This window comes from Trichocoleus desertorum AS-A10 (assembly GCF_039962155.1).
In the GTDB taxonomy this organism is placed as follows: Bacteria; Cyanobacteriota; Cyanobacteriia; order FACHB-46; family FACHB-46; genus Trichocoleus.
The window spans coordinates 210,378-222,499 of sequence record NZ_JAMPKN010000004.1; the positions used below are offsets into that span (position 1 = coordinate 210,378).

Here is a 12,122-nt window from a genome sequence, read left to right on the forward strand (position 1 = left end):
ATCAGTGGCATATATTATGATGCTTCCCTTTACATACACTTGTGATGTGAGCTTGACAGTATATGAGCAGTCGAAGCAGTATCTTGAAGAACAATCAGACATAGCTAAGCAACTCTCAGAATTAGCATGGGCTTACAAAAGTATCGGCAAAGTTATTCCTACAACAACAGAGAATTTATGGTCGGGACATTTTTTCCCTTGGCATGATTCATGGGAAGAAATTCAAGTTTCGTATAATTTGTGCATGCTAGGGTTTTATAAACAAGCAATGACCTCTCTGCGGGGCAGTTTTGAGTTGGGTCTTTTATCGGTGTACTGGAATTTGAATGATGATGGACATGAGATAATCCAGTCTTGGCTTAGATCAGACGAAAATACTCCTCGCTTCGGTGACATTTGGCGAAAACTTGAACAACACCCTAATTTTTTAACATATCAACAGCATCATAATATTAAGCAATCGCTGCTTAATCTTGGGTATCTTCATGATTATGTTCATGCAAAAGGGCATAAGTTTTCAAATGCTTTTGGGATTTCCAAGTCTAACAAGCAAACTTTCGAAAAAACTGCTTTTGATACATGGTTTTCGGCATATAAAGAGGTAGTTGATATACTATGTTCCTTACACTTAGTTAAATATCCAACTGGGGTTATTCGCTTTGATTATTCAGCTAAGTTTGGTATTGATATACCTTTTTTTGGGGGGCTTGATGAATTTGAAGTAGATCGATTAGAGCAAGTTATCGGCCAGGCAGCCTTCCAAATCATTCAATCAATTGCAGCATCAGATTCTACTGTCCAAAATCTGCTCAACTGGATTACAAGCTTACCCGATATATCTGAGGCGGAAGCTCAGACTCAATTAATTGAGGGTGACAAATCCTTGATTAAGGCTATGGGATTTAATAACTGGGCTAATATGATGCATCAATCTATATCAATAGCTGGCAATAAGCTATCCGAGCATGAAACAGCAATTTACAAGCAAAGATTAGAACATTTGCGTCAGTGGTCTGAAGAAAATGGTTATGACAAGCCATTAATAGAAGGATCATCTACATAGCAATTTCAATAAGGCAGACTAATAAAACTCTGGTGCGGATTTAGAGTCTCCTACCACTGCTCCACTCTGCCACTGCTTAGCTAAAACCTGATCGCCTGCTTGGATAACCCTAGTAAAAATGAACCAATTAATACGGGATGCCGATCGCAGTTGAGCGATTAGCAGCGATAGAATCATTAAGGACTGTTTAGCGCTGCCCTTCATGTCTCAACGCTCCCGTTCTGCCAAAAGCAAATCCACCGAGCCTACCAATGGACACCACCCATCCCAGGCAAAGTCAGTGGACCAAAACACCATTCGGATTCGAGGGGCGCGGCAACACAACCTCAAGAACATCGATTTAGAACTACCCCGCGATCGCCTCATCGTCTTTACCGGGGTATCTGGGTCTGGCAAATCTTCTTTAGCGTTTGACACCATTTTCGCCGAAGGGCAGCGGCGCTACGTTGAGTCCCTCAGTGCCTACGCGCGGCAATTTTTGGGCCAAGTCGATAAACCCGACGTCGATGCAATCGAAGGACTCAGCCCCGCCATTTCCATCGACCAAAAATCCACCTCCCACAACCCCCGCTCCACCGTCGGCACCGTTACCGAGATTTACGACTACCTGAGACTCTTGTTCGGGCGGGCAGGCGAACCCCACTGTCCTCACTGCGATCGCTCCATTGCCCCCCAAGCGATCGATCAGATGTGCGATCGCATCATGGAATTGCCCGATCGTACCCGCTTCCAAATTTTGGCTCCCGTGGTTCGGGGCAAGAAGGGCACCCATAAAAAATTGCTCTCTAGCCTCACCTCCGAAGGCTTCGTCCGGGTGCGGGTAAACGGCGAGGTGCGCGACCTCAGCGACTCAATCGAGCTAGAGAAAAACCAAGCCCACAACATCGAAATTGTGGTCGATCGCTTGGTCAAGAAGCCTGACCTAGAAGAACGTCTAGTCGATTCGCTCACTACCTGTTTGCGGCACTCGGAAGGCATCGCTATCATTGATATTCTGTCTGCCTCTGATGCTGAGTCTGGTACAGATTCCAATGTGGTTGCTCTCCCTACAGGTAAAAACGCAGCTAAAAATTCAGTGCCAGTAGCCGCAGAATCTGGTGGTCAGTATGGGCTACCACGAGAACTCGTGTTTTCAGAAAACTTCGCTTGCCCAGAACATGGCGCGGTGATGGAAGAACTGTCCCCTCGTTTGTTCTCCTTTAACTCACCTTACGGTGCTTGCCCCAACTGTCACGGCTTGGGGAGTCACCGCACCTTCTCAGCAGACCTGGTGGTGCCGAATCCAGCTTTGCCCGTCTATGCCGCGATCGCCCCTTGGTCAGACAAAGACAACACCTACTATCTCTCGCTGCTCTACAGCGTCGGGGAAGCCTTCGGTTTTGACATCCAAACACCTTGGAACAAGCTCACCCGCGAGCAACAGCAGATCATCCTGAATGGCTCCAAAGACGCGATCAAAATTGAAGTTGATTCGCGCTATCGCGATCAGAAAAGCTACGTGCGACGGTACGAAGGTGCCCTCAACATTCTCCAGCGCCAGTATGAAGAAGCCAGTTCTGATCTCTACAAGCAAAAGCTAGAGCAATATCTGGTTGATCAACCTTGCGATGTTTGCCAAGGGCGACGGCTGAAGCCAGAATCGCTGAGCGTGCGGCTGGGCCAATACCAGATTACTGAGCTGACTGGCGTTTCTATTCAAGAATGCTTGAGCCGAGTGGAAGGTTTGAAGCTGAGCGATCGCCAAGCCACAATTGGGGATTTGGTGCTGCGAGAAATCAAAGCTCGTTTGCAATTTTTGCTGGATGTGGGTCTAGATTACCTAACGCTCGATCGCACCGCCATGACTCTCTCTGGAGGAGAGGCCCAACGAATTCGTCTCGCTACGCAGATCGGATCGGGTCTTACAGGGGTGCTCTATGTCTTGGATGAACCTAGCATCGGCTTGCACCAGCGAGATAATGGCCGATTGCTCCGTACTCTCGACAAGCTTCGTACCCTGGGCAACACGCTGATTGTGGTCGAGCACGACGAAGAAACCATTCGCGCTGCCGATCACCTCGTAGATATTGGCCCTGGCGCGGGGATTCATGGCGGCCATATTGTTGCCCAAGGTAGCTTTGAGGACATTTTAGCGGCTCCTGATTCCTTGACAGGGGCTTACTTGTCGGGTCGCCAAGTGATTCACACGCCAACCGAACGCCGAGAAGGTAATGGCCGAGCTTTAAAGATTAAAAAGGCTTCTCGCAATAACCTCAAGCAGGTAAGTGTCGAAATTCCTTTAGGCGAATTAGTCTGCGTTACGGGTGTTTCGGGGTCTGGTAAATCCACCCTAATCAATGAGCTGCTCTATCCAGCGCTACAACACCATTTCGGCCATAAAGTTCCCTTCCCCAAGGAAATGGAAGCTCTAGATGGCCTGAATGCCCTCGACAAAGTGATTGTCATCGATCAATCACCGATTGGCCGCACTCCTCGTTCTAACCCTGCCACTTACACAGGCGCGTTTGATGTGATTCGGGATGTGTTTGCGGAGACGATCGAAGCCAAGGCTAGAGGTTACAAACCAGGGCAGTTCTCCTTCAACGTCAAAGGTGGACGCTGTGAAGCCTGCGGTGGTCAGGGGGTGAACGTGATCGAGATGAACTTCCTCCCCGATGTTTATGTGCAATGCGATGTCTGCAAGGGAGCCCGCTACAACCGCGAAACCCTCCAGGTGAAGTACAAGAACAAATCGATCGCCGATGTCCTCAATATGACCGTGGAGGAAGCCTACGAGTTTTTCAAAAACATTCCCCAAGCCTCTAACCGCCTACAAACTCTAGTTGATGTGGGTTTAGGTTATATCCGTCTCGGTCAAACCGCACCCACTCTCTCTGGCGGTGAAGCTCAACGAGTGAAACTAGCCACCGAGCTATCTCGCCGCGCCACAGGTAAAACCCTGTATCTAATTGATGAACCCACGACAGGGCTTTCGTTCTACGATGTCCACAAGTTGCTGGATGTGGTGCAGCGCTTAGTGGACAAGGGCAATTCGGTCTTGGTGATCGAACACAACTTGGATGTGATTCGCTGCTCCGATTGGGTGATTGACCTCGGTCCCGAAGGCGGCGACAAAGGTGGTGAAATTATTGCCGTGGGCACCCCAGAGGAGGTAGCAGAGAACGAGCGATCGCACACCGGGCACTACCTGAAGCAGGTTTTAGAGCAGTACTCCCCCAACTTACCTGCTTAGTACAGCATTCTCTTGGCTTGGCGGCTGAGCAACGTCTTCATTCCTGAGCAATGACTTTAGCAATATCGTTGGCTACTTGGTGACTTCTCCAGTAACTACTGTGAGCGTTGCCGCCATTAAGTAGTGCGGCAAAAGGGGCCGAGACAGGAGTCAGGTTAAATAACTGGGCCAGGAAGTCTAGAGGGCCTACCGTTGGAATCACCACATCTTGGAGATCAAGAAATCCTTTTTTGCCATCTACTAAGTTGTACATCAGCGGATTTAGGAGATAGGCGATCGGATCTCCAGGATGAATGAAATTGCGCCAGGACATCTTCCTGCCATGCCGTTCTGCATAGAGTTTTGCCAGTAGCTGCTGGAGTTCTGGGGTAATGTCATGGGTAGAACCCTTGATTGACTTAGCCTCATCTACGGTCATTTCTGGTTTGCCTTCAGATGCGTCAATCACATCCATCAGGCTAAATAGGGAGATGGGTGAGCCCATTGTATGAATGCTAGAGAGATGAACCCCATCATCGCGATTATCACCCAAGCCAAAAATCGATTTGCGGATTTTCAAGGCGCTGTTTTGGGCTGCGGGAATATCTGCTCGATCCCAACGGGCGGCAAACAAAATATCAAATAAAATGACGGTGCCCCAACTGTGGGTAATTAAGTGAACGCGATCGCGCTTCGTGTCAGCGTGTTTTTGTAGCTCTTCTAAGGCATCATCCAATAGCCGATCGGCAACTCGCCTGCCAATATAACGGCTGATATAAAGGGCAGCATCTCCTACAAATCGGAGGATATCGCCCTTACGAAAGTCTTTAAACCAAAGCCGATTAAAATCGTCAGACTGTTGCAGGGTGTTTACTAAATCTTGTTCTTGTCCAACGTTTACATCTCCCCAAAAGCAGTAAATCGGTTTGAGATCAAGATTTTTGCCTTGCAATTGCGGCGAGCGACAGATATTTTCAAACAGTTTTTGGTAATTCTTGTGAGTTTCGTCGCGATCGCGAGTGTTCACTCCATGCACAAAAACGAGGTAATCGGTAGTCATGGCTGATTTTTAATATTCTTTTGGAAGATATTAGAAGGGCTTCTTACCGATGCCTGCCGATTCCAGAATCCGCAAAGAAACTTAAAAACTAATCCTTTTATTGCCTAAGATGAGGCTGACTTCCTACTTGGGATAGTGCTTCCAACCCTAATTGCCCTAGCTACTATAAGGGCGAAGTTAGGTTAAGAGGAGCCGTGTGTGCTGGAAGGTTCTTGGACTCATGAATATATCGCAACCAACGGCATTAGGCTGCACTATGTGACGCAAGGCGAAGGGCCGCTGATGTTGATGCTGCACGGTTTTCCGGAGTTTTGGTATTCCTGGCGCAAACAAATCCCGGAATTTGCTAAGGACTACAAAGTCGTAGCGTTGGATCTGCGCGGCTACAACGACAGCGACAAGCCACCAGAGCAATCTGCCTATGTGATGGCTGAATTCATCAAAGATATCAAAGGTGTAATTCAGGAATTGGGGTACGACAAGTGTGTACTGGTGGGCCACGACTGGGGAGGCGCGATCGCCTGGAATTTTGCCTATGCCCATCCAGAAATGCTCGCTCGCCTAATCATCTTGAACTTACCGCACCCAGCCAAGTTCGCCGAAGGACTCCGCACGCCCCAGCAGTTACTCCGCAGTTCCTATATCTTTTTCTTCCAATTACCTTGGCTCCCGGAGTGGCTGATCCAAGCGGGCGATTATCAACCGCTAGAGGCAGCTTTTAAGGGGATGGCAGTGCATAAAGATGCCTTTACCGCAGCGGACATACAAACCTATAAACAGGCAGTGGCTAAACCAGGTGCCCTCACCGCCATGCTGAACTATTATCGGAACGCCTTTCAGCAAGGGTTGTTTAAGCCAGATTGGGGAGTGCTAGAGGTGCCAACTCTGATGATTTGGGGTGAGGAGGATACGGCCCTAGGAAAAGAACTCACCTACGGAACAGAACAATATGTGAGAGATTTTCAGATTAAATATATTCCTGACTGTAGCCATTGGGTGCAACAAGAGCGGCCCCAGCTCGTAAATCAGTACATGCGTGAGTTTTTAGCCAAGAAGTAGTCTTAAGGGTGATTTACTATACCGGAAAAGCTTGTATACCAGTGGTCTGACCTTCAAAGGTAAAACGAAGTCATGAGTCAAGGAAACACCGAAGTTTGCTCTGCTTGTGGTGTCAAAATTTTGAGAATTCCGACTGGCGATCGCGTCTTGTTTTCTATCGGCCCACCGGGGACTAGGGCAACGCTATGGGCTAGGGTTTGCCAATTTACTCAGAAACCAGGCTGCATCAACAAAGATCGAGATGCAGTCGGAGAGATGAAACCGAACGACTACTACCAAGCTGAACTATAGAAAAAGCGATCGCCCTCTTTGAAGCTAGGAGAGCGATCGCTTTTTAATTGAACACTTGGAGGGCAGTTCGCGGTTGAATGCGCTGTAACTACCACTTCAAGAGATTGAACTGTTCCATGTCCACTGTGTCGCGGTTGCGGTAGATAGCTAGCACGATCGCGAGGCCCACTGCTGCCTCTGCTGCCGCGATCGTAATCACAAATACCGTGAATACCTGACCTTTAATCTCTGCGGAGTCGAGGTAGTTCGAGAACGCCATCAAATTTAAGTTGACAGAGTTCAACAGTAATTCGATCGACATCAATACTCGTACCGCGTTCCGGCTGGTGACGAGGCCATAAATGCCAATGCAGAAAAGAGCCGCCGCTAACAGCAAAAAGTATTCAAGTTGCATAGATCTCCTCACGGGTGACTAAACGAATCAACTAAAAGCTTAGAAATTAGCACCATTCATTGAATGGGTCAGGTTAAGGATCTAAGCGATCGCTGGGGGTCACTGGTCCTTCAGCACCCGATTGAGATGATTTGATGCGGCCACCACTTAAAGCGGGAACGGTTTCTCTAGGCCGTTCTTGTAAGGTGAAAACTTGGCGTTGGGTTTGCGGAGTGGAGGTGTCGTCTGGTAGGAACTCACGACGAGCCAGGATAATTGCGCCCACCAAAGCCATCAGCAGTAGAATCGAAGCCAACTCAAACGGCAGCAAAAAGTCGCTGAAGAAGTGCTTTCCGATCACTACAATGGCATCATCTCCAGCACCAGGCGCAGTTGAGAGAGACCAAGGAGTTGAAAGCACCATGGTGCTGAGCAGGGCAAACAAGCTTACACAAACCAATCCGGTCAGTGCCTGCCGCACCCAAGCGTTGGGCATAGGCTTGAAGTCTTCTCGCTTGTTTACCAACATGATGGCAAACAGAATCAAGACGTTGACGGCTCCCACGTAGATAAGCACTTGAGCCGCAGCGACAAAGCCCGCATTCAGCAAAATGTACAGCCCAGCAATGCTGATGAACACACCACCAAGCAAGAAGGCTGAGTAAACGATATTAGACAGCAGTACCACACCAAGAGCTGCCCCAATCATCATCAGACCTAGCAGGCCGAATGAGACAATCTGAACTCCTTCCGCTAGATTCACTATCCTTTGATCTCCTTAGAATGCATGCGCGTCAAGCTAATTACGCTTGGGTCTTCTCAGAATTTTGCTCAAGCTGTTCCGAAATCTCTTCCGGGCGCTGGCCTGCTCGCTGGCTACCGGGGGGCAGATCATGAGGGTCCATGACACCTTTGGGTAAGTAAACCAGCTCTCGTAGCGGTGTCACCATTGGGTCATCTGTGACTTTATACGGCAAGCGACCTAGAGCCACGTTGTCATAGTTCAGTTGGTGGCGATCGTAGGTTGATAGCTCGTAGTCCTCCGTCATCGACAGACAGTTGGTGGGGCAATATTCCACACAGTTACCGCAGAAGATGCAAACTCCAAAGTCGATGCTGTAGTGCTTGAGCTGTTTCTTCTTGGTTTCTTTGTTAAATTCCCAATCGACGACTGGCAGGTTGATTGGACAAACGCGGACGCAAACTTCACAGGAGATACATTTGTCGTACTCAAAGTGAATCCGCCCCCGAAACCGCTCAGAGGGAATTAGTTTTTCGTAGGGATACTGGACTGTAATGGGTCGTCGGCGCATGTGGTCGAAGGTCACAGATAAGCCTTGACCAATGAAGCGAGCGGCTTGTACCGCCTCTTTGGTGTAGTCGCCAACTTGTTTGAGGAACTTGAGCATGGAGTCACCGTTCTTGAAGGATGAAGGATGGAGCTTGCTTCTTGAAGGGAGAGGGATGAAGTCAGGATACAGTTGGCTAACAATTCGATATCCAGCTTCATCCGAGGCTGTTTAAGCTGTAGGTTTAGCTACCCAACCTAGCCACCAAAGGCAAAGGGAAGGGTGAGCTTAAGGGCCGCAGTCAGTAATAAGTTCACCAAGCCTACAGGTAGAAGAAACTTCCATCCTAAGTCGAGGAGTTGGTCAATTCGTACCCGTGGTACTGTCCAACGCAGTAAGATCGCCAGGAAGATCAGGAAATAAGCTTTCAGCAGGGTCATGGTGATGCCCAAAGTTGCAGTGATAATTTGCAACCAAGGCGTCGTTTCGCTAATGCCGAACCAGTTGGAAATTAAACCCAGGGGAATGGGGGATTCCCAACCACCCAGGTATAGCACAGCGACGAAGAGGGCTGAGAGTACCAAGTTGACATAGGAACCGAGATAGAAGAGGCCAAACTTCATTCCGGTGTACTCAGTTTGATAGCCAGCGACCAGTTCTTCTTCCGCTTCTGGTAAGTCAAAGGGGAGGCGCTCACATTCAGCGAGGGCAGCAATCCAGAAAATTAAGAAGCCTACAGGTTGCCGCCAAATATTCCACCCTAGAATGCCGTAGCCCGCTTGTTGGTTGACGATGTCAATCGTGCTGAGGCTGTTCGACATCATCACGATCGCTAAGACCGACAAAGCCAGGGGAATTTCGTAGCTGATTGACTGAGCGGCTGCCCGCAGTCCCCCAATCAAGGAATATTTGTTATTCGAGGCATACCCAGCCATGAGCAAGCCAATGGGGGCAATGCTAGAGAGGGCAATCCAGAGAAAGACGCCAATGTTCAGGTCAGTGATTAACAGATTCTGTCCGAAAGGCACGATTAGGTAGGACAGAAACACCGGAATCACGACGATCGCGGGTCCTAGGGTAAACAGGATGGGGTCGGCTTTGAGCGGAATAATATCCTCTTTCAGGACTAGTTTGAGGCCGTCAGCCACCGGAGCGAGGGCTCCCAAAGGACCAATGAACTCTGGGCCAATCCGTTGTTGGGCGGCGGCTGAGATTTTCCGCTCTAGCCAAACACAAGCCAAGACACCGACGGTAGCGCCTAGAAGCATCACAACCATCGGCAGGGGCAGCCAAACGAGTCTAGCAACATCGGCGGGTAAGCCTAGCTGCACAAGCGCTTGGATAAAACTTCCTTGTAGGTCAATTCCTGGATTCATGTTTTCAATAATGGCGATCGCTGAGTTCGTTCAACCAAATTAAAAGCTGCTGAGTGGGCAACTTCATAGTTTGTGGTCGCTGTCTAAATTCTCAATCCAGCAGCTAACTAGAATGGACTGATCACTTAAGTTTCTTTATGAAGAATGTTTGACTTCTACAGTGCCTAGTATATCGCTGGACGGGCTTGTCAGCGGTCTTAGCCATAAGAAGTTGTACCTATTAAACCCCTAGCATCTTTAACTGAGGATGGCGGCTCTGCCCTCGCTTCAACCCATCTAAAAATCTAATTTGCTAAAACTCTATGGATTCCATAGAAAATTTTTAGCGAGTTGTGAGAGGCGTACTCTCCGTGAATGCGCCTCTCACAACTCATTGGGAATTGCCATACAAAAAACCCCCAAACAACACGCTTGAGGGCTGGAGTTCCTGAAAATCGTCACTTTGCTTATCCTGACAAGCTTGATCCCGAACAGCAAGGGGGGCATGACCCATCACTAGGAGGTCTAGGGGGCGATCGCAGCTAAGTTATAGCGTTGATAGGGAGAACAACTAGCGCTTTTCAATCGGAATGTAGGGCGCTTCGTGAGTCCCGGTATAGATCTGGGTGGGGCGGAAAATGCGGTTTTCGGCCAGTTGTTCTTTCCAGTGAGCCAGCCAGCCAGCTACCCGTGAGATAGCAAAGACAGGCGTAAACAAATCGGTGGGAATGCCCAATTTGCTATAAACCAGACCAGAGTAGAAATCAACGTTGGGGTAAATTCCCTTGGAACCCAGCTTTTCTTCTACAGCTCGCTCTAGCTCGATCGCGATGTCGTAGTATTTGTCTCGACCAAACTTCTCAAATAGCTGCTCAGCCAAGCTTTGCAGAATCGTGGCTCTGGGGTCTTTGACTTTGTAGACGCGGTGTCCAAAGCCCATAATTTTAGCTTTGCGCTCCAAAAGACCATCTAAGTAGGGACGGACATTGGCGACAGAGCCAATTCCTTCTAGCATCGAAACTACCTCTTCATTCGCACCACCGTGGAGGGGGCCTGCCAGAGTGCCAACAGCCGACGCAATGACTGCATAGGGGTCAGTCAGAGTTGAGGCTGTGACCATTGCTGAAAAAGTCGAAGCGTTGATCGTATGCTCGGCGTGTAGTGTCAGGCACACATCAAACACTCTTGCGGCTAGGGGATCTGGTTCCTGCTCATTCAGCATGTACAAGAAGTTAGCTGCGTAGTCTAAATCATCTCTGGGCTGGACTGGGTCGTTACCTTTGCGAATCAGTTCGAATGCTGCCACCATCGTGGGAATCTTAGCTAACAACCGTACCGCTGCCGCCCGAATATAAGCGGGGTTGTGCAGATCACGGCGAGAGTAGAACAAGCCCAAGGCAGCGGCTGAAGCTTGCAGAGCATCCATTGGGTGTCCGCTTTCCGGGAAGCATTTCATCATGTCCCGCACCCGGAATTTCACACGGCGGTGGTACTGAATTTCTTCTTTAAAGGCATCGAGTTCGGCTTTTGTGGGCAGTTCGCCCCAAATCAGCAAATAGGCAGTTTCCAGGAAGGTACTCTTTTCTGCGAGTTCTTCAATCCGGATACCGCGATATTCCAGAATACCGCGCTGACCATCAACGTAACTAATACTGGATTGGGTGGCAGGAATATTTTCTAGACCTGGCCGATACTCGCAGATAGACATGGCTCTACCGTCCGGTTGCTTAAGACATACTGAGGTTATATGGCGACAGGGTGCAGGGGTGGAACTCCTGCGTGAGAGCGGTGCCCTCATACCCCTAGTTCACAACCAATTTGTGAACGCTATATTTAGGCTAACTTACCAGAAAACTGCTAGGGAAGTGTTATAGCAAGAACTTCGGTGGGCTAAGCCAAAATAGAGAACTATTTGCGATCGCCTGACCCGAACCAGGGATTGTTAGCCCAATCACTCCAGCCTTTTTTAATACCAACCCTTCCCGCGCTTGACCCCAAACCAGGGTTTCTGCCCAGTTGCCTAGGTCAGGTTGATGCCCCACGATCGCCAAAGGAGCATTAGGGTGCGATCGCTGCCACTCGTCAAACCAGGCTAGCCAAGCTTCTAAGCTGCCATCAGGCGCTAAATAATCTGACACTTCCAGCCGAGAACTGAGACCTTCAGCTTGCAAAATCTCTGCGGTTTGCTGTGCCCGCACCAGAGGGCTGGTGAGAATCAAGTCAAATTGCAGCTTGAGTTCAACCAAGCGATTGGCAACTTGGCGAGTTTTGCGACGACCCTCCTCGGTTAGGGGGCGCTCCCCATCACGAGTATAGGTGCCCCGCTCCGCTGCAATGCCGTGACGAATGATGTAGAGGTCAGACATAGAAACTTTTCCGATTCAAGGCCCCTCGCAGGAGAGGGGTTTGGGGCGAGGTTAG

Annotated in this window: 12 protein-coding genes; 4 read left to right on the forward strand and 8 right to left on the reverse strand. The window is 49.3% G+C overall.

The window, feature by feature from the left end; translation table 11 throughout:
- Nucleotides 1-4 precede the first annotated feature (4 nt).
- Entirely contained in the window at nucleotides 5-1,063 is a 1,059-nt protein-coding gene (locus tag NDA01_RS09395; RefSeq protein WP_348227749.1) for a hypothetical protein, read from the forward strand.
- A gap of 18 nt (nucleotides 1,064-1,081) precedes the next feature.
- On the opposite strand, the gene NDA01_RS09400 is transcribed toward NDA01_RS09395, so the two are convergent.
- The gene (locus tag NDA01_RS09400) at nucleotides 1,082-1,267 is read right to left on the reverse strand and encodes a hypothetical protein (protein WP_348227750.1); all 186 of its coding nucleotides are present in this window, start codon (nucleotides 1,265-1,267) and stop codon (nucleotides 1,082-1,084) included.
- On the opposite strand from NDA01_RS09400, the gene uvrA reads away from it, so the two are divergent.
- Complete coding sequence (uvrA, locus tag NDA01_RS09405) at nucleotides 1,266-4,295, forward strand: excinuclease ABC subunit UvrA (protein ID WP_348227751.1); 3,030 nt, start codon at nucleotides 1,266-1,268, stop codon at nucleotides 4,293-4,295. The two genes, NDA01_RS09400 and uvrA, sit on opposite strands and share 2 nt — an antisense overlap.
- A 37-nt stretch (nucleotides 4,296-4,332) precedes the next feature.
- On the opposite strand, the gene NDA01_RS09410 is transcribed toward uvrA, so the two are convergent.
- Nucleotides 4,333-5,334 (reverse strand): hypothetical protein, encoded by a 1,002-nt coding sequence (locus tag NDA01_RS09410; protein ID WP_348227752.1) that lies wholly within the window; start codon nucleotides 5,332-5,334, stop codon nucleotides 4,333-4,335.
- 198 nt (nucleotides 5,335-5,532) lie between these two features.
- Between NDA01_RS09410 and NDA01_RS09415 the strand changes: the two genes are divergently transcribed.
- Both NDA01_RS09415 and nblD read left to right on the forward strand, forming a co-directional pair.
- Nucleotides 5,533-6,393 (forward strand): alpha/beta fold hydrolase, encoded by an 861-nt coding sequence (locus NDA01_RS09415; RefSeq protein ID WP_348227753.1) that lies wholly within the window; start codon nucleotides 5,533-5,535, stop codon nucleotides 6,391-6,393.
- Between the two features lie 72 nt (nucleotides 6,394-6,465).
- Nucleotides 6,466-6,684, forward strand: coding sequence for an NblD family protein (gene nblD, locus NDA01_RS09420; RefSeq protein WP_348227754.1), 219 nt, complete (start codon nucleotides 6,466-6,468; stop codon nucleotides 6,682-6,684).
- An 88-nt stretch (nucleotides 6,685-6,772) separates the two neighbouring features.
- Here nblD and nuoK read toward each other — a convergent pair whose 3' ends face one another.
- The 6 genes from nuoK to sixA all read right to left on the reverse strand — a co-directional run bounded on the left by nuoK (nucleotide 6,773) and on the right by sixA (nucleotide 12,067).
- Nucleotides 6,773-7,078: an NADH-quinone oxidoreductase subunit NuoK gene (nuoK, locus tag NDA01_RS09425; protein ID WP_190435677.1), complete on the reverse strand. Its 306-nt coding sequence runs from the start codon at nucleotides 7,076-7,078 to the stop codon at nucleotides 6,773-6,775.
- A 73-nt stretch (nucleotides 7,079-7,151) separates the two neighbouring features.
- A complete protein-coding gene (locus tag NDA01_RS09430) occupies nucleotides 7,152-7,820 on the reverse strand; it encodes an NADH-quinone oxidoreductase subunit J (RefSeq protein WP_190435672.1) in 669 nt (222 codons plus the stop codon).
- A gap of 40 nt (nucleotides 7,821-7,860) precedes the next feature.
- Entirely contained in the window at nucleotides 7,861-8,466 is a 606-nt protein-coding gene (gene ndhI, locus NDA01_RS09435; RefSeq protein ID WP_190435669.1) for an NAD(P)H-quinone oxidoreductase subunit I, read from the reverse strand.
- Nucleotides 8,467-8,603: 137 nt separating this feature from the next.
- Entirely contained in the window at nucleotides 8,604-9,722 is a 1,119-nt protein-coding gene (nuoH, locus tag NDA01_RS09440; protein ID WP_190435666.1) for an NADH-quinone oxidoreductase subunit NuoH, read from the reverse strand.
- A gap of 550 nt (nucleotides 9,723-10,272) precedes the next feature.
- Nucleotides 10,273-11,409, reverse strand: a complete 1,137-nt coding sequence (locus NDA01_RS09445) for a citrate synthase (protein WP_348227755.1) — start codon at nucleotides 11,407-11,409, stop codon at nucleotides 10,273-10,275.
- Nucleotides 11,410-11,569: 160 nt separating this feature from the next.
- The gene (sixA, locus tag NDA01_RS09450) at nucleotides 11,570-12,067 is read right to left on the reverse strand and encodes a phosphohistidine phosphatase SixA (RefSeq protein WP_348227756.1); all 498 of its coding nucleotides are present in this window, start codon (nucleotides 12,065-12,067) and stop codon (nucleotides 11,570-11,572) included.
- Nucleotides 12,068-12,122: the final 55 nt, after the last annotated feature.